The following is a 17,169-nucleotide window of genomic DNA, read 5'->3' as shown; positions in this document are numbered from 1 at the left end:
ACGAAATTCGTGATGGCGACCGGTGCCTGCGACCGCGCCCGCGCTTTCATGCGACGGCACGCGCTACGACGTCAAGGCAGCCGGTATGCGCCGGAGTCCTGTTGCGCATTGCTCGGCGCGCCCGAATCGTCCACATGGACGTAAGCGGCGAGCGCCTCGGGGAGCAGCGGTTTCATTGCGCGTACGCCCGCAACCGCATACGGACGAAGCAGCGCGTTGCGCCAGAATTCCTCTTTGGGCAGTTCGGTCAAGCCTGCGAGGGCGACCAGAATCAGCACCAGAACGACCCCACGCACGAGGCCGAACATCAAACCGAGCGAGCGGTCCGCACCACCCAGTCCCGTGACCTGCACGAGGCGGCTGAGCAGCGCGCTCACCACGCTCGTGACCAGCACTACGCCGATCACCACGAGCGAAAAAGCCAGCAGCCACTGCGTCAACGCGCCGCCCGGCCAGGTAGACGGGATATACGGGACCACGTAGCCCACGAACTCGCAAGCGATGAAAAACGCCGCGACCCAGCCGATCAAACCAAACACTTCCGACAGCAAACCGCGCCAGGCGCCTCGCAGCGCCGACAAACCGATCACCGCCATTACAGCGTAGTCGAAGGCAGTGAACATCGCTCGCTTACTGTGCTCCGCCGCCGTTCGAGCCCGACACGAGGCCCGCCTCGCGGACCTTCGCGACAGCGGCGGTGGCCGCGGCGCGGTCGGCGAACGGGCCTGCACGCAGCAATGTCAGCGTCGAGCCGTCGGCTTGCTTCCTATGTTCCGTATATGTGGGCACGCCTGCCGCTTTCAACTTCGCGGCCCAATTGCGCGCGTTCGCTTCGTTCGAGAAGGCGCCGAGCTGCACCGCGAAACGGTTGCCCGGCGGCGAGGCCGGCGTGCCGGAGTTCGCGTCGGCGCTGGCGGTGGCCGTGTTCGCTTCGTCGTCGGTCGACGCCGACGGTGTGGTGGCGGGTGCCTTCGTCTGCTTGGCGGGGACAGCAGGCGCGGTGTTGGCTGCGAGCGATTGCGTTTGCGGCTTCGCGGCGGACTTCGGCGTCGCGGCGGTAACAGCGCCAGTTGCGGCGGAGGGGGTCGCGCCTTGTTTCGCTGCGGTCGATTGCGTCGATTGCGTCGATTGCGACGATTTGGCGGCGGAGGCCGAGGCTGCCGCCGTGGTCGCCGCGCTCGTTGCCGGCGCGAGGCCAGACGCAGCCACGCCCGTGTCGGCGGCCGGCGGATTGTCCAGCGCGACGCCGGCCTGCACGTCTTCGTTGGCGGTGGATCTGGAGAGCTTCGGCGCGGGCCGGTTCGGAATGTCGATCGAGATGTCGTCGGTGACGGGCTTGGGGTGCGAGTCCAACACCATCGGCAGGATGATCACCGCCGCGACAACCAGTGCGATTGCGCCGACGAGCCGGCGGCGCGCGCGCTGCTTTTCCGGCAGCGTGGGGTCGAGCAGCATTGCATCTGCATCGACGGTGCGCTCGGTGCGGCGGGTGCGCCGCTCGACGCGTTCACCCCGGGTGGCCCGATTGGAACTGGTGTTTGCGCCGCGCCGGCTGGGCGCGTCGTCTTTCTTGCCGAACGAGAAAATTCCCATGAATCGCTTGGTTCGAGCCTGGTGCCCGCTCAGTGTTGCTGCGATTTCCGGTAGGCCATCACACCCGCTACCGTATAGAAACTGCCGAAAACGACGATTCTATCATTCTCTGACGCACGTTTTAGCGCGTCCTGGAAAGCCTGCGCCGGCGTCGCATAACGCATGACGCTGCTGTCAGCGCCGTCTTCCACACCGAGCTCGCGCAACACGGTTTCCAGCTCTTGCGCGGACGCGGCGCGCGGGGTCGGCAGATCGGTCACGCACCAGTGATCGATCTCGCCTTTCAGATGACTTAGCACGCCGGCGATGTCCTTGTCGCGCATCGCGCCGAACACCGCGTACGTGTACGGGAAAAAGCCCATGTTGCCGAGGTTCTGCCCGAGCACCGCGGCGGCATGCGGATTGTGGCCGACGTCGAGCACGATGGACGGCTTGCCCGGCAGCACCTGGAAACGGCCCGGAAGATCCACGTTGGCGATGCCGAGCCGGATGTCCTGCGCGGACACCGGCAGTCGGTCGCGCAAAGCTTCGAGCCCAGCCAGCGCCGCCGACGTGTTGATCAGCTGATTCGCGCCGCGCAGCGATGGATACGCGAGCGCCGAGCGCCGCAGCGTCGGGCCGACATAACTCCACTGCTGTCGCTCGCTGCCGGCCTGGCCTTCGTAACGGAAATCGCGGCCGAACAACCACAATTGCGCCCCGATCTTTTCCGCGTGATCGATCAACGATTGCGGCGGCACCGGGTCCGCGCAAATCGCGGGCTTGCCCGGACGGAAGATACCGGCTTTTTCGAACGCGATTTTTTCGCGCGTGTCGCCGAGATAGTCGGTGTGGTCAATATCGATGCTCGTGATGATCGCGCAGTCGGTGTCGAGGATATTGACCGCGTCGAGACGGCCACCGAGGCCAACTTCGAAAATCACCGCGTCGAGGCCGCGCGACGCGAACAGGCTCATGATTGCGAGCGTCGTGAATTCGAAGTAGGTCAGCGTGACCGGTTTGGCGAGGCTCTGGCGCGCGGCCTCGACGGCTTCGAAGTGCGGCAGCAGATCTGCGTCGCTTGCCATTGCCCCGTTGATGCGCGCGCGCTCGTTGAACGACAGCAGATGCGGCGACGTGTGGCAGCCGACCGTATAGCCCGCGCGCAGCAGGATCGCTTCGAGAATCGCGCAGGTCGAGCCTTTGCCGTTCGTGCCGCCGACCGTGATGATCGGGCACGCAAACGATAGCTGCATCGCATCACGCACCTGGGAGATTCGGCCCAAACCCATGTCGATGCCGACCGGATGCGCGGATTCAAGGTGCGTGAGCCACGCGTCGAGAGTGGGGAATGTCGTCATCGGGTGAATCTTGAGTGAGTCGCGGTAGTTCGGTTCTGCAGTGCTGCGAAGGGTGCTGGTCGGGCGGTTGCGGTCGAGGGTCGCGGGCGCCGGTCATGGGCCTAGGCCGTTGCGCGGTTTATGCGCACAAACCCGCGCCTTGAGCCGCGCCAGCTTCTGCTTCGACCGCTGCCGCATCGCAGGCGACGGTAATTATCCTGGAAATGACAGCGCGCCGCTTGATTGCTCACGCGGCGCGCTATTTTTTGATTGCTTCTCTGGCTCCGCGGCGTCTTCGACAGCGCGGCGAAAGAGCGGCAAATGCGGTGCTGCCCGGCTTTTACGCGACCGCGTCCGCCGGCTGATGGCTCAACAGCGCCAGCAATTGCGCGATCTCTTCGCGCAGCTTGCGACGATCGACGATCATGTCGATCGCGCCCTTTTGCAGCAGAAACTCGGCGCGTTGGAAGCCTTCCGGCAGTTTCTCGCGCACGGTCTGTTCGATCACGCGCGGACCAGCAAAGCCGATCAGCGCCTTCGGTTCGGCGATCACGACGTCGCCGAGGAATGCGAAACTCGCGGACACGCCGCCCATCGTCGGGTCGGTCAGCACCGAGATGAATGGCAGCCTGGCTTCCGCCAGCTTCGTGAGCATCGCGGTGGTCTTTGCCATCTGCATCAACGACAGCAAGCTTTCCTGCATCCGCGCGCCGCCCGAAGCGGTGAAGCAGATGAACGGCACTTTCTGTTCGAGCGCGTTCTGCGCGCCGCGCGCGAAACGCTCGCCGACCACCGAACCCATCGAGCCGCCCATAAACGAGAACTCGAAGTTCGCCACGACGACCGGCAGCGTGTGAATCGCGCCGCCCATCACGACCATTGCGTCGGTCTCGTCGGTTTCGTCCATCGCCTCTTTAATGCGCTCAGGGTACTTGCGGCTATCTTTGAACTTCAGCGCGTCGACCGGAACGATTTCCTGGCCGATTTCGTAGCGGCCTTCCGGATCGAGCAGGCTGTCGAGCCGCTCACGTGCGCCGATGCGCATGTGATGGTCGCACTTGGGGCAAACATGCAGATTGGCCTCGACGTCGTTGCGATACAGCACGGCTTCGCACGACGGGCACTTGATCCACAGGCCTTCCGGAATTCCCTTGCGGTTTTTCGGGTCGGTTTGTTTGATTTTCGGCGGCAGCAGCTTATCGAGCCAGCTCATAGGGAATCCTTCTGGGTCAGCAGTCGCGCGAACGGCGGGACGAGCCCGCCGCTCACGTTACCGCGACAAAAAATAACTGTTATCGGGCAGTCGCGACGCTATCGAGCGCCTCGCGCACCTCGGCAACGAAACGCGTGAGCGTCTCGGCAGCGGCGTCGGGCGCTGCCTGTTCGAGCAATTGAACGATACGGCTGCCGATCACGACGGCATCGGCCACCTCGCCCACCGCACGCGCCGTTTGCGCGTCGCGAATGCCGAAACCGACGCCCACCGGCAGGGGGACGCGCGACTTGATGGCCGGGATTTTACTCGCGATGCTGGAAACGTCCAGATTTGCGGCGCCGGTGACCCCTTTCAGCGACACATAGTAGACGTAGCCGCTGGCGATGCGGCCGACTTCGGCGATACGTTCGTCGGTTGAAGTCGGCGCGAGCAAAAAGATCGGATCGATCCCGGCAGATTGCATCTGTTCCGCGAAGTTTGCGCACTCTTCAGGCGGATAGTCGACCACCAGCACGCCATCGACACCAGCTTCCTTCGCGGCTTTCGCGAAGGCCTCGGCGCCCATTCGCTCGATCGGATTCGCATAGCCCATCAGCACGACCGGGGTTTTGTCGTCGGCTTCACGGAAGCGTTTGACGTCGGCCAGCACATGGCGTAGCGACACGCCCTTCGCGAGCGCGCGTTCAGACGACTGCTGAATGACAGGACCGTCTGCCATTGGGTCGGAAAACGGCACGCCTAGTTCGATCACATCGGCGCCGCCGGCGGCGAGGGCGTGCATGAACTCGACCGTGCGAGCCGGGTCCGGGTCGCCAGCGGTCATGAACGGGATCAGGCCTTTCTTACCTTGGGCGGACAGCGCGGCAAACGTGTTCTTGATACGGGACATGGAAGTACTCTCGAATTAGGGCTATTGCGCGCCCATTGCCGCGCGCTTTTCAGCGAACTTAGCGACGTATCTCGCGCTTTTCACTGCACTTCGGTCGACGGCTGCACTTTTGGCCTGGCTCGGGTCCGACGGGGCGCAGCAGGCGTAGCGGCGGCGCTGACGCGCTCGCGCGCTATCGCACAATAGCTCTCGTTGATCTCATAGCCGACGAATTCGCGCTGATGACGGACGCAAGCGACTGCGGTGGTGCCGCTGCCCATGAATGGGTCGAGCACGCGGCCGCCCATCGGGCAGCTGGACAGTACCATCCGCTCGACGATTTCCAGAGGTTTCTGGGTTGGATGCGCAACGCGCTCGGCATGCTGCCGATGCAGACGCGATACCGACCAGACATCCTTCGGATTATAGCCAAGCTCCAACCACTTGCTTCCTTCGAACAACTTTCGCGAACGCGCCTTCTTCGTGACTGCATCGTACGGGATGCGGACGGGATCGAGATCGAAGAAGTAGTCCTTCGACACCGCGAAAAAACCGATGTTGTCATGCACTGACGTGAAGCGGCGCGTGGTGCCGCCCATACTCGGCACGCGCCGGTCCCAGATGATTTCGTTGACCATCGTGAGTTTCGTCTTCAGGAAACTGAAGATTTCCGGCGCGTATTGCCAGGTGCAGAAAATATAGAGCGACCCTGTTGGCTTGAGCTTCGGTACAGCGAGCTCGAGCCAGCCGCGCGTCCAGACGAGAAATTCCTCGCCCGTGCGCATGTCCGAGTCGTTGCCATAGTCCTTCCCCAACCCATAAGGCGGATCACAGACGATCAGGTCGATCGACTCATCGGGAATGTTCGCTACATCGGTTAGAAAATCGCGGTTTAACAGCTGAATGCCGGCCGGTACCTGCGCCAGCAGCGGTGCGGATGCCGCGGCCGCCGGGACTTCGGCGGCCGGATTCGTGGATTCAATCGCCGGCTGCGGCTCGTCGAACTCGTCGCGCATCGTCGCGGCTCAGAACTGGATACCCGATCGCTCAGCGACCGTGTGCATGTCCTTGTCGCCGCGGCCCGACAGGTTGACCAGCAGAATCTTGTCTTTCGACAAGGTCGGCGCGAGTTTCGTAGCGTAAGCGAGCGCGTGGCTCGACTCCAGCGCAGGAATAATGCCCTCGATGCGGCAGCAATCGTGGAACGCCTTCAGGGCTTCCTCGTCGGTGATGCCTACGTATTGGGCGCGATTGCTCTCTTTTAGCCACGCGTGCTCGGGGCCGACGCCCGGGTAGTCGAGGCCTGCCGACACCGAATGCGTCTCGATGATCTGGCCGTCTTCGTCCTGCAGCAGATACGTGCGGTTACCGTGCAGCACGCCGGGACTACCGCCGATGAGCGATGCCGCGTGACGACCCGTTTCGAGGCCGTCGCCGGCCGCTTCGACGCCGATCAACTGCACGGAACTATCGTCGATATACGGGTAAAAGATCCCCATCGCATTGGAACCGCCGCCAACACACGCGATGACGGCGTCCGGCTGACGGCCAGCGAGTTCTGGCATCTGCACGCGGCATTCGTCGCCGATCACACGCTGGAAGTCGCGCACCATCATCGGGTACGGATGCGGACCCGCAACCGTGCCGATGATGTAGAACGTGTTTTCGACGTTGGTGACCCAGTCGCGCATCGCTTCATTCAGCGCGTCCTTCAGCGTGCGCGACCCCGATTCGACCGGCACGACCGTCGCGCCGAGCAGTTTCATGCGATAAACGTTCGCGGCCTGGCGGCGCACGTCCTCGGCGCCCATGTACACCACGCACTCCATACCGAAGCGCGCGCAGATTGTCGCCGTGGCCACGCCGTGCTGACCGGCGCCGGTTTCCGCGATCACGCGCGGCTTGCCCATGCGCTTCGCGAGCAGCGCCTGGCCGATCACGTTGTTGATCTTGTGCGCCCCCGTGTGATTCAGGTCTTCACGCTTCAGATAAACCTGCGCGCCGCCGAGCAATTCGCTCCAGCGCTGGGCGTGATAAATCGGGGACGGGCGACCCACGAAATACTTCAATTCGCGCTCGTATTCGGCGACGAACTCCGGGTCTTTCTGATATTTCTCGTACGCTTCACGCAACTCGTTGAGTGCGGAAAACAGCGTTTCGGCGACGAACACACCACCAAATTGGCCGAAGTGGCCTCTTTCGTCAGGCAAGTTGTACATGGTGATCACTCTTCTCAGGATGGCTCGCGGCTTTCATCGGAAAGCGCCCGCGAGCCTGAATCATTCAGCGTCCGCAGCGCGCACCGCGCGTACGAACGCCTCCATCCGGGCGTGATCCTTCACGCCCCGGGCGCCCGCTACTTCGATGCCGCTCGAGACATCGACCGCGTACGGGCGCACGCGATGGATCGCATCACTGACGTTTTGCGCGTTCAACCCACCACTCAAAACGGCCCGATGCGCGAGTTCTGCTGGAATAAGTGACCAATCGAAAACCTTCCCACCGCCGCCGTAGCCTTCGACATGGGTGTCGAACAGAAGACCACTGGCTGCTGAATAGTTGAATGCCGATTCTACCAAATCGGCCGCTCGAGTATCCGCCGCAACACGCAACGCGCGCAACCAAGGCAAACCCGCAACGCCGGCGAGCGCCTCGCACCGCTCAGGCGTCTCGTCGCCGTGGAACTGCAACAGCGTCAGGTTCACGTTGCTCGCGACTTCGTGAACCCATTCCGGCGTCGCGTTGACGAACAGACCGACGACCGACACGAACGGCGGCACCTCGTGCACGAGTTCGACCGCTTGCGCGACGCTCACCGAGCGCGGGCTCGGCGGATAGAACACGAGGCCGATCGCGTCGGCGCCGAGGTCGATCGCGTGTGCAATGTCGACGGGCTTCGATAGTCCGCACAGCTTGATGCGCGTGCGATGTGGCACGCCTTGCAAGGCGGTGGCGTTGGTCTGAATGGCGGGGTTCTCTGCCGCTTTCATGTTTCCGGTTGCTCGGTCCATACGCTGCTCCACGGCACGCTGCCCGTCGCCGGGTCGGGCACGCCGAATTGCTCAGGATAGCCCACTTGCGCGAGGTACAAGCCGTCGGGCATGAAGGTCGGCGCCGCGCAATCGCGGCTACGGCTCGCGAGCACGTCGGCCATCCACGCGGCCGGGCGGCGGCCGCTGCCGATTTCGATCAAACAGCCCATCACGTTGCGCACCATGTGATGCAGGAACGCGTTCGCGCGGAAGCGGAAATGCACGAAGTTACCCTGTCGTTTGACGTCGATCTGGTACAGGTGCTTGAACGGCGTCTTCGACTGGCATTGCGACGAACGAAACGCCGAAAAGTCATGCTCGCCGATCAGGTGCTCGGCGGCCGAGCGCATCGCGTCGACGTCGAGTGGCGTGTGCACCCAGCCGGCGCGCGTCGTGAGCATCGGCGAGCGAACCGGACTTACGTACAGCACGTAGTAATAGGTCCGCTCGAATGCCGAAAACCGCGCGTGAAAATCGTCGGGCATCGGCTTGGCCCATTGCACGCCGATCGTCTTCGGCAGAAACGCGTTCGGGCCGCGCACCCAGGAGATGTCGAGGCGATCGAGGTCGGTGTCGAAATGCACGACCTGACCCAAGCCATGCACACCGCGGTCGGTGCGGCCGGCGACCACCGTCTGCACGGGCGTGCGCATGAATTCGCGCAGCGCCCGTTCGAGCTCGTCCTGTACCGTGTTGCCATGCGGCTGCGACTGCCATCCAGTGAACGCGGCGCCGTCGTATTGCACGCCTAATGCGATGCGCTTCACGACAGCGGTGCGAGAGTCGAAAGCAACGCGCGGGCTTCAGTGCGCGTGGCTGGATCGTTTGCTTCGATCACTTCGTTGATGAGCGCGCGGGCGCCCGCCAGATCGCCGAGCTCGATGTACTCGGAGGCCAACTCCAGCTTGTTGCGCGCGATGCGGCCGAGATCGGCCGGTGTGAAGGCCGGCAATGGCTGAGCCGGGCTCGGCGGCAACTCGAGGTCGAAGTCGAGCTTCAGCGCGCCGAAGCCGGCCGCGCCGAGGCCCGCGACGGCGCCGTGGCCGGCTGTGCCGGCGGCGATCTGGTCGGCGATGTGCGGGGCGTCGTCGTCCGCGCCATGGACGCCGAAGGCCTGCTGCGCGGTCGTGTCGGGCGATGCGACCGGTTGCGTCGAAAGCGACGTGGAAGGCTCCGCTTCGCCGACGGTGGGCACTTCGATGCGCGGCGGCAGCGGCATGTTGAGGCTGCCGAACGCGTCGACGGCGTCGCGCGGGAACTCGGTCGATGCGGACGGCGCGGGTTCCGTCGGCACGGGGATGTCGCTGAACGGCTGACCGAACGACGTAGTGGCGCGCGGTTCGATCTGATGTTGCGTGAAATCGATTACTGGGGGTGGAACGTTCAAGGGGGACTGCGGTTCGGCCGTCGCGGTGTGCGACGCTGTCGAGGGCGGTTCCGCGGCGCTTGGGCTCGGGGTTGTCGTCGTGCCTGTCGTTTTCTCTGCGGTCGGACTTTCTGTGGGTTCCTCGTCCCATGGCAGGCGATGCGCGTTCTCGTCCTGCGCCGCGGCGCCAACCGGTTCGAGCGGTCCCAGCTGCAACGCGTCGGCGCCGAGTTCTGCCGCGGCGGCGAGATTGGCGGCCGTCGCGGCGGAGCGCAGCGTCTCGTCATGGGCGGGTGCGACCGCCGGTGGTTCGCTGGACAGTTCGCTTTGGCTGGGTAGCGGGATGCTGGCGAGTAGCGCCGTTGGTGCAGTAGGTTCGGGCGTGCCTGCTTGCTGTGCCGCCTGTTCTTCTGCGGCGCGCTCGGATGCGCTGCGTTCTGCTGCGATGCGTTCCGCTTCCGCATGTTCGGCGGCGACGCGTGCTGCTGCTTGTTCGGCTGCTGCTTGTTCGGCTGCTGCTTGTTCCGCTGCTGCGCGTTCCGCCGCGGCGTGTTCTCCGGCCGCTGCTCGCTCTGCTGCGGCTCGCTCCGCTGCCGCCTGTTCGGCTGCTGCACTTTCCGCTGCGGCTTGCTCGACTGCTGCACGTTCGGCTGCCGCGCTTTCTGCTGCGGCTTGCTCGGCTGCTGCACGTTCCGCAGCCGCACGTTCCGCTGCGGCGCGCTTGGCCGCCGCCTCCTCGGCCACCGCGCGCTCCGCTGCTACCCGCTCCGCAGCCGCGCTTTCGGCCGCTGCCTGTTCGGCTGCCGCACGTTCCGCAGCCGCATGCTCTGCTGCTGCGGCCTGCCGTGCAACCTCTTGATCTTGCGCGTCCGATCCTTCCGTGACCGCGGCCTGCCCCGCCGCCGCGCTGCCATTGCGCGAATCGGCCTCACGCGCGGGTCTCGCCATTTCTGCATCAGTTGCCTCGACAGCCCGTGCCGCGGCCTCTTTATCGCGCTTGCGGCGACCCATGCGCAGAGCAGCGAGCAGAACGATCAGTGCCGCGCCCACGGCCGCCGCGATGCTCAAATCGCGCTGAGAGATGCCGCCCTCATTCGACGGCGACGTCGTCACATTCGCGTGCTCCGGCGCCACGGCCACAGTCGCCGCGGAACCTGCCGGTGCCGGCTGCGCAGCGCTCGTCGGCGTTGGGCCTGAAGCGACGGGCGCCCCGCCGATACCGTGCTTCTGCAACTCCATCAGCACGCGGTTTTTCAGCGCCAGCAATTGCTGCAGACTCGACACCTGCGGATGCGGCTGCGAAGCCGCCTGCGCGGCCGCGGCCGCCGGTGCAGTCGCGGTCGCTGCCGACGGCGCTTGTCCGGCGGGCGCGCTCGCCGCCGATTGAATCGATCCGCCCCATTCCCGCGCGCCACTCGTCGCCACCGGCGCCGAACCGGCCACTGGCGCGGACGAAACCGCACCGCCCGCCGCCGCGCCGGTCGATACCGCCGCGCTGGCCGCGCCGGAAACCGTGGATGCGGCTGGCGTCGTCGCTTGAGCCGCCGCGCTGGCCGCACTCGCGGCGGCGGCGTTGACCTGCGCGACTGCACTCGCCGTGCTGGCGGCAGCCGCCGCGGCCGGCGCGGCAGTCGGCGCGGAAGCGGGCGCAGCCGCCGTGGACTCCGACGCCCCTGCCGCGGCCCCGGTCGACGAAACCGCCAAGGCCCCCGACGCATCGAGCGCCGGCACGATCAACACCGCTCCTACACGCATCCGGCTCGGATCGTGATTCATGAACGCGGCCGGATTCGTGTCGAACAATGCGTGCGTAGCGCGCGCGAGTACCGCCCGGTCATGCGACTGCGTAATAGCGATCGCGACATCGTTCAGCGACTGCCCTGCGTGTACGGTGTACTGAGAGCCCGCAGCGACAGCAACGACAGCGGTAGTGGAACTGACAGCGGAAGCGGCATCCGGCGCGCTCGTGGCACTAGCCGGCGCGGCAAGCGCATTGCCCGCGCTACCGCCGAGCAGCGCAAGGGCGAAAGTGGCACAAGCGGCCATCGCCGCCGGACGGCTGCTGAATCGCACCTTCTCGTGACGAATGGACATAGCCCGAAGAGCGGAGCGTCGAAAGTTCATCGGGACTCCTGGGCGCGTCAGCGCGCAGCCTTTTTTGCGAGTGGAAAGAGACAAGATGATCGGAGCACACAATGAAAAAGCGCCGCGCAAGCGCGACGCTTCTTGAGTTGTCTACGCGTCGTGAGCGCGTAGTTTACTTTACTTGTCGAGCACAATGCGAAGCATACGACGCAGCGGTTCAGCCGCGCCCCACAGCAGCTGATCGCCGACCGTGAAGGCCGACAGATACTCGCCGCCCATCGCGAGCTTGCGCACGCGGCCGACCGGCACCGTCAGCGTACCGGTGACAACCGCCGGGGACAGATCGCGCATCGACGCTTCGCGTTCGTTCGGCACAACCTTGACCCAGTCGTTGCCCGACGCGAGGATGCTGTTCACTTCGTCGAGCGGCACGTCCTTGGTCAGCTTGATCGTGAGCGCTTGCGAATGGCAGCGCATTGCGCCGATCCGCACGCACAGACCATCGACGGGAATCGAACCCGGCGTGCCCATGGCCGGCTTGCCGAGGATCTTGTTGGTTTCCGCGCCGCCCTTCCACTCTTCCTTCGACATGCCGTTGCCGAGATCCTTGTCGATCCACGGAATCAGCGAGCCCGCGAGCGGTACGCCGAAGTGGTCGGTCGGCATGCTGTCGCTGTTCATCGCTTCGAGCACGCGGCGGTCGATGTCGAGAATCGCCGAAGCCGGGTCTGCCAGTTCGTTCTTCACCGCGCCGTGCAGCGTGCCCATTTGCGACAGCAATTCGCGCATGTTCTGCGCGCCCGCGCCGGATGCGGCCTGATAAGTCATGGCCGTCATCCAGTCGACGAGGTTTTCGCGGAACAGGCCGCCCAATGCCATCAGCATCAGGCTGACCGTGCAGTTACCGCCGATGAAATTCTTCTGGCCTTTGACGAGCGCGTTCTTGATCACGTCGAGGTTGACCGGATCGAGAATGATGACCGCGTCGTCCTTCATGCGCAGCGACGATGCCGCGTCGATCCAGTAGCCGTTCCAGCCCGCCGCGCGCAGCTTCGGGAACACTTCGTTCGTGTAGTCACCGCCCTGGCAGGAAATGATCGCGTCGCACTTCTTCAGGTCGTCGATGCTTGTCGCATCTTTGAGCTTGGTCTCGTTTTTGGCGAACGAAGGCGCGTTGCCGCCCGCGTTGCTGGTGCTGAAAAACACCGGTTCGATCAAGTCGAAATCGCCTTCCTGCTGCATACGTTGCATCAGGACGCTGCCGACCATGCCGCGCCAACCTACGAGACCTACGTTCATGACTTCATACCCTTCGAATGGAAACTTCCCCGCGTCTTTGCCCGCAGTGACCGCGCGGGGAAGATGGGCGGGCACGACGGACGATCAGCGCTTCGTGATCGTTTTCGGGGTAATGGTTTTGATGGTAATGGCGAACTCGATCGCACGGGCCGTTGTGCCGTGCATTTTGGAAATCGAGGAGATTTGGGAGATCTGAGCCATCGCAATAATATACACGAAAACGAAAAACTGGCGGCGTTCTTCGCCGTATGACGTGCAAATCGGCCTATTTAAAGGCCCGATTCGCGCTTTTAAAAGGCCAGTATTGTTGACCTGACCACCGCATGCCCTCGCTCTGCGAGCGCATGCGGTGCACGCGTTTTACAGCGCGGCCACGACGGCATCGCCCATCGCGGCGGTGCCGACCTGCTTGCACCCCGGCGTGAGAATGTCGCCGGTGCGATAGCCCTGTTCGAGCACCTTCTTCACCGCGGTTTCGATGCGATCGGCCTGCCCCGCCTTGTTCAGCGAATAGCGCAGCATCATCGCGGCCGACAGGATCGTGGCGAGCGGATTGGCAACGCCCTTGCCGGCGATATCCGGCGCGGAGCCGTGCGACGGCTCGTACAAGCCCTTGTTGTTCTTGTCGAGCGATGCCGACGGCAGCATGCCGATCGAGCCGGTCAGCATGGCCGCCTCGTCGGACAGGATGTCGCCGAACATGTTGCCGGTCACGATCACGTCGAACGACTTCGGCGCCTTCACGAGCTGCATCGCGGCGTTGTCGACGTACATGTGCGACAGTTCGACGTCCGCGTATTCCTTCGACACGTCGATCATCACGTCCTTCCAGAACTGCGACGTTTCGAGCACGTTGGCTTTATCGACCGAGGTGAGCTTCTTGCCGCGCTTTTGCGCCGCCTGGAATGCGACGTGCGCGATGCGGCGCACTTCGGGTTCCGAATAGCGCATCGTGTCGAAGCCTTCCTTTGCGCCGGCGAACAGGCCGTCCGGCGACGTACGCACGCCGCGCGGCGCGCCGAAGTAGATGTCGCCGTTCAGTTCGCGCACGATCAGGATGTCGAGACCCGAAACGATCTCTTCCTTCAGCGACGACGCGCCCGTCAGTTGCGGGTAGCAGATCGCCGGACGGAAGTTCGCGAAAAGTTCCAGGTGCTTGCGCAGACCGAGAATCGCCTGCTCAGGGCGCAGCGCGCGTTCGAGCTTGTCGTACTTCCAGTCGCCGACCGCGCCGAACAGGATCGCGTCGGCTTCCTTCGCGAGCGCGAGCGTCGAGTCCGGCAGCGGGTGGCCCTTCGCTTCGTAGCCCGCGCCGCCGACCGGCGCTTCTTCGAGTTCGAACTTCTCGCCGAGCACGTTCAGGACCTTGACGGCCTCCTTGACGATTTCGGGACCGATGCCGTCGCCCGGCAACACTGCGATCTTCATGCGAATTCCTTGATGATTTTTTTCGGATTTCCTGGCGCAAACCGACATTGGCGCGCGGACTTCACGCCCCTAACGCCCTCACGGTTTCGCTTAACGGACGAGGCGATTGTTCAGCCACGGTTGCTTCGCGAGACGCTCCGCTTCGAATTGGCGGATCTTGTCCGCGTGACGCAGCGTGAGGCCGATGTCGTCGAAACCGTTCAGCAGACAATACTTGCGGAACGCCGCGACTTCGAACGGATATTCGGTGCCGCCGTCGGCCGTGCGCACGACTTGCGCTTCGAGGTCGATCGTCAGCTCAAAGCCGTTGAACGCATACGTCTCGTTGAACAGATGATCGACCTGCTGTTCGGTCAGCACGATCGGCAGCACGCCGTTCTTGAAGCAGTTGTTGTAGAAGATGTCCGCGAAGCTCGGCGCGATCAGCGCGCGAAAGCCGTATTGCTGCAACGCCCAGGGCGCGTGTTCGCGCGAGCTGCCGCAGCCAAAATTCTTGCGCGCGAGCAGCACCGAGGCGCCCTGGTAGCGCGGCTGATTCAGCACGAAATCCGGGTTCAGCGGACGCTTCGAGTTGTCTTGACCCGGTTCGCCGTGGTCGAGGTAGCGCCATTCGTCGAACGCATTCGGACCGAAACCCGTGCGCTTGATCGACTTCAGGAACTGCTTCGGAATGATCGCGTCCGTGTCGACGTTCTCGCGATCGAGCGGCGCCACGACGCCGGTGTGTACGATGAATTTATCCATGACGCTTGCGCCTGTTCAGGACCGGGCGATGCGACTGGCGGCTGGAACCCCCGCGCCGTATCGCCGGCAAAAATCAAAAACCGCTTATTTCTCAGCGTGATTGCTGATCGAATTGCCGAGGTGCGACATGTCCTGGCCGAATCCGTGCACCGTGTTGCAGCCGGCTAGACCGAGCAGGAGCCCGGCGAACGTGCCGAGTGCGAAGCGGCGCAATAGAGTGATGCGATTCATGTTCTTCATCATGCGATTTATCCGAGCTTGCGAATGTCGACGAAATGCCCTTCGATGGCCGCAGCCGCGGCCATTGCGGGGCTCACGAGGTGCGTGCGGCCACCAGCGCCCTGACGACCTTCGAAATTGCGGTTCGACGTGGACGCGCAACGCTCGCCCGGCTCGAGCCGGTCGGCGTTCATTGCCAGACACATCGAGCAGCCCGGCTCGCGCCATTCGAAACCGGCCTCGGTAAAGACCTTGTCGAGGCCTTCACGCTCTGCCTGCGCCTTCACGAGACCCGAACCCGGCACGACCATCGCCAGACGGATGTTCGGCGCGACGCGACGGCCAAGCTTCTTCACGACGTAAGCCGCGGCGCGAATGTCTTCGATGCGCGCGTTGGTGCACGACCCGATGAAGATTTTATCCGGCTTGATCGACTCGATCGGCGCGTTCGGCTCGAGCGCCATGTACTTGAGCGCGCGCTCCATCGCGTCGCGCTTGACCGGGTCCTTTTCGCGCTCCGGATCCGGCACGCGGCCGTCGATCGGCGTGACCATTTCCGGCGACGTGCCCCAGGTGACCTGCGGCACGATTTCGGCGGCGTTCAACTCGACCACGCGATCGAAATGCGCTCCGTCGTCCGACTTGAACTGCTTCCAGTACTCGACCGCGTGATCCCACTCGACGCCCTGCGGCGAGAACGGACGGCCTTTCAGGTATTCGACCGTGGTGTCGTCGACGGCGACCATGCCGGCGCGCGCGCCGGCTTCGATCGCCATGTTGCAGACCGTCATGCGGCCTTCCATTGTCAGCGAACGGATCGTCGAGCCGCCGAATTCGATCGCGTAGCCGGTGCCGCCCGCGGTGCCGATCTTGCCGATGATCGCGAGCACGATGTCCTTCGCGGTACAGCCGCGCGGCAATTGGCCCTCGACCTTCACGAGCATGTTCTTGCTCTTCTTCTGCAGCAGCGTTTGCGTGGCCAGCACGTGCTCGACTTCCGACGTGCCGATGCCGTGCGCGAGCGCGCCGAACGCGCCGTGCGTGGACGTGTGCGAGTCGCCGCAGACGATCGTCATACCCGGCAGCGTGGCGCCCTGTTCCGGCCCGATGATGTGAACGATGCCCTGACGCAGGTCGTTCATCTTGAACTGTGTGATGCCGAAGGCGTCGCAGTTGGCGTCGAGCGTGTCGACCTGCAGCTTCGACACCGGATCGGCGATGCCGTGGCTGCGGTCCGTGGTCGGCACGTTGTGGTCGGACACGGCCAGGTTCGCGCTGATGCGCCACACCGGACGCTCGGCCATCTTCAGGCCTTCGAACGCCTGCGGGCTGGTCACTTCATGCAGCAGGTGACGGTCGATGTAGAGAATCGTGGTGCCGTCGTCTTCCGTGTGGACCACGTGCGTGTTCCACAATTTGTCGTAGAGAGTCTGTGCCATGGTATGCGGGGTAGTAATGACTGCGGGCTGACTGTGTCGATCGATTATGCCACGCTGCGCACCGCGATGGGCTGCATAGACGGCGAAAAAACCGATAAAAAACATGGGGTTGGCTGGTAGTGTCGATACCTGTATCGGTGTTACCCGGCAAGCATCGGCCACCGGCGACGCCAATGCGCCGCATGCCTCGACCCGCGGCGGCCGCAGAAACAGAAACGCCCCAACGGTCAACCCGTCGAGGCGTTTTATTCACTCGGATTTCGCGCTTTTTGCACGGCACGAATGCCGCTGCGAAGCGCGCGTATCGAGCTCGATCAGCGATCAGCGCTGTGCGATCGGCTTCGCTTCACGCAGCGTCTCGCCGATGAACAGCTGACGCGGACGGCCAATCTTCTGCTCGGGATCGGCGATCATTTCGTTCCACTGCGCGATCCAGCCGACCGTACGCGCCATCGCGAAGATACACGTGAACATCGACGTCGGAATGCCCAGCGCGCGCTGCACGATGCCCGAGTAGAAGTCGACGTTCGGGTACAGCTTGCGCGACACGAAGTATTCGTC

16 protein-coding genes are annotated in these 17,169 nt (G+C 64.0%); all 16 read right to left on the bottom strand.

The genetic code is table 11. The features are described from left to right. Positions 1–71: 71 nt before the first annotated feature. Positions 72–623 (bottom strand): CvpA family protein, encoded by a 552-nt coding sequence (locus HDG33_RS26765; RefSeq protein WP_090808318.1) that lies wholly within the window; start codon positions 621–623, stop codon positions 72–74. Between the two features lie 7 nt (positions 624–630). After that, positions 631–1,593, bottom strand: a complete 963-nt coding sequence (locus HDG33_RS26760) for an SPOR domain-containing protein (RefSeq protein ID WP_184036043.1) — start codon at positions 1,591–1,593, stop codon at positions 631–633. A 29-nt stretch (positions 1,594–1,622) separates the two neighbouring features. Further along, on the bottom strand, positions 1,623–2,933 hold the full coding sequence (gene folC / locus HDG33_RS26755; RefSeq protein WP_090808313.1) for a bifunctional tetrahydrofolate synthase/dihydrofolate synthase: 1,311 nt from the start codon (positions 2,931–2,933) through the stop codon (positions 1,623–1,625). Between the two features lie 319 nt (positions 2,934–3,252). Continuing rightward, a complete protein-coding gene (accD, locus tag HDG33_RS26750) occupies positions 3,253–4,125 on the bottom strand; it encodes an acetyl-CoA carboxylase, carboxyltransferase subunit beta (protein ID WP_090808311.1) in 873 nt (290 codons plus the stop codon). A 79-nt stretch (positions 4,126–4,204) separates the two neighbouring features. Then, on the bottom strand, positions 4,205–5,017 hold the full coding sequence (gene trpA / locus HDG33_RS26745) for a tryptophan synthase subunit alpha (RefSeq protein WP_184036040.1): 813 nt from the start codon (positions 5,015–5,017) through the stop codon (positions 4,205–4,207). An 80-nt stretch (positions 5,018–5,097) separates the two neighbouring features. After that, complete coding sequence (locus tag HDG33_RS26740; RefSeq protein ID WP_184036037.1) at positions 5,098–6,012, bottom strand: site-specific DNA-methyltransferase; 915 nt, start codon at positions 6,010–6,012, stop codon at positions 5,098–5,100. A gap of 9 nt (positions 6,013–6,021) precedes the next feature. Continuing rightward, positions 6,022–7,215 (bottom strand): tryptophan synthase subunit beta, encoded by a 1,194-nt coding sequence (gene trpB / locus HDG33_RS26735; protein WP_184036034.1) that lies wholly within the window; start codon positions 7,213–7,215, stop codon positions 6,022–6,024. A 60-nt stretch (positions 7,216–7,275) separates the two neighbouring features. Then, positions 7,276–7,986: a phosphoribosylanthranilate isomerase gene (locus HDG33_RS26730; protein ID WP_184036344.1), complete on the bottom strand. Its 711-nt coding sequence runs from the start codon at positions 7,984–7,986 to the stop codon at positions 7,276–7,278. Continuing rightward, positions 7,983–8,795 (bottom strand): tRNA pseudouridine(38-40) synthase TruA, encoded by an 813-nt coding sequence (truA, locus tag HDG33_RS26725; protein ID WP_184036031.1) that lies wholly within the window; start codon positions 8,793–8,795, stop codon positions 7,983–7,985. Before truA ends, HDG33_RS26730 begins: the two co-directional genes overlap by 4 nt. Continuing rightward, positions 8,792–11,518, bottom strand: a complete 2,727-nt coding sequence (locus HDG33_RS26720; protein WP_184036028.1) for a FimV/HubP family polar landmark protein — start codon at positions 11,516–11,518, stop codon at positions 8,792–8,794. The genes truA and HDG33_RS26720 overlap by 4 nt, the downstream gene beginning before the upstream one ends. Before the next feature lie 138 nt (positions 11,519–11,656). Continuing rightward, a complete protein-coding gene (gene asd / locus HDG33_RS26715; RefSeq protein WP_184036025.1) occupies positions 11,657–12,778 on the bottom strand; it encodes an aspartate-semialdehyde dehydrogenase in 1,122 nt (373 codons plus the stop codon). Between the two features lie 360 nt (positions 12,779–13,138). Beyond that, entirely contained in the window at positions 13,139–14,206 is a 1,068-nt protein-coding gene (gene leuB / locus HDG33_RS26710; protein ID WP_184036022.1) for a 3-isopropylmalate dehydrogenase, read from the bottom strand. Between the two features lie 90 nt (positions 14,207–14,296). Further along, entirely contained in the window at positions 14,297–14,950 is a 654-nt protein-coding gene (gene leuD / locus HDG33_RS26705; protein ID WP_018424120.1) for a 3-isopropylmalate dehydratase small subunit, read from the bottom strand. A gap of 84 nt (positions 14,951–15,034) precedes the next feature. After that, positions 15,035–15,193 (bottom strand): entericidin A/B family lipoprotein, encoded by a 159-nt coding sequence (locus tag HDG33_RS26700; RefSeq protein ID WP_018424119.1) that lies wholly within the window; start codon positions 15,191–15,193, stop codon positions 15,035–15,037. Between the two features lie 5 nt (positions 15,194–15,198). Beyond that, positions 15,199–16,608, bottom strand: a complete 1,410-nt coding sequence (gene leuC, locus HDG33_RS26695; protein ID WP_184036019.1) for a 3-isopropylmalate dehydratase large subunit — start codon at positions 16,606–16,608, stop codon at positions 15,199–15,201. A gap of 321 nt (positions 16,609–16,929) precedes the next feature. After that, positions 16,930–17,169 (bottom strand): citrate/2-methylcitrate synthase (locus HDG33_RS26690; protein ID WP_311548384.1); only part of this gene is annotated, 240 nt, incomplete at its 5' end.

It is taken from the genome of Paraburkholderia sp. Cpub6 (assembly GCF_014201065.1).
Lineage (GTDB): Bacteria > Pseudomonadota > Gammaproteobacteria > Burkholderiales > Burkholderiaceae > Paraburkholderia > Paraburkholderia tuberum.
Note: the sequence above shows the minus strand (reverse complement) of the source record. Positions and strands in the feature narration are given on the sequence as shown.

Excerpts from the sequence above, each read along its gene's own strand:
- HDG33_RS26765 (WP_090808318.1), bottom strand. The coding sequence starts at position 623 with ATGTTCACTGCCTTCGACTACGCTGTAATGGCGGTGATCGGTTTGTCG.
- HDG33_RS26760 (WP_184036043.1), bottom strand. The coding sequence starts at position 1,593 with ATGGGAATTTTCTCGTTCGGCAAGAAAGACGACGCGCCCAGCCGGCGC.
- folC (WP_090808313.1), bottom strand. The coding sequence starts at position 2,933 with ATGACGACATTCCCCACTCTCGACGCGTGGCTCACGCACCTTGAATCC.
- accD (WP_090808311.1), bottom strand. The coding sequence starts at position 4,125 with ATGAGCTGGCTCGATAAGCTGCTGCCGCCGAAAATCAAACAAACCGAC.
- trpA (WP_184036040.1), bottom strand. The coding sequence starts at position 5,017 with ATGTCCCGTATCAAGAACACGTTTGCCGCGCTGTCCGCCCAAGGTAAG.
- HDG33_RS26740 (WP_184036037.1), bottom strand. The coding sequence starts at position 6,012 with ATGCGCGACGAGTTCGACGAGCCGCAGCCGGCGATTGAATCCACGAAT.
- trpB (WP_184036034.1), bottom strand. The coding sequence starts at position 7,215 with ATGTACAACTTGCCTGACGAAAGAGGCCACTTCGGCCAATTTGGTGGT.
- HDG33_RS26730 (WP_184036344.1), bottom strand. The coding sequence starts at position 7,986 with ATGAAAGCGGCAGAGAACCCCGCCATTCAGACCAACGCCACCGCCTTG.
- HDG33_RS26720 (WP_184036028.1), bottom strand. The coding sequence starts at position 11,518 with ATGAACTTTCGACGCTCCGCTCTTCGGGCTATGTCCATTCGTCACGAG.
- asd (WP_184036025.1), bottom strand. The coding sequence starts at position 12,778 with ATGAACGTAGGTCTCGTAGGTTGGCGCGGCATGGTCGGCAGCGTCCTG.
- leuB (WP_184036022.1), bottom strand. The coding sequence starts at position 14,206 with ATGAAGATCGCAGTGTTGCCGGGCGACGGCATCGGTCCCGAAATCGTC.
- leuD (WP_018424120.1), bottom strand. The coding sequence starts at position 14,950 with ATGGATAAATTCATCGTACACACCGGCGTCGTGGCGCCGCTCGATCGC.
- HDG33_RS26700 (WP_018424119.1), bottom strand. The coding sequence starts at position 15,193 with ATGATGAAGAACATGAATCGCATCACTCTATTGCGCCGCTTCGCACTC.
- leuC (WP_184036019.1), bottom strand. The coding sequence starts at position 16,608 with ATGGCACAGACTCTCTACGACAAATTGTGGAACACGCACGTGGTCCAC.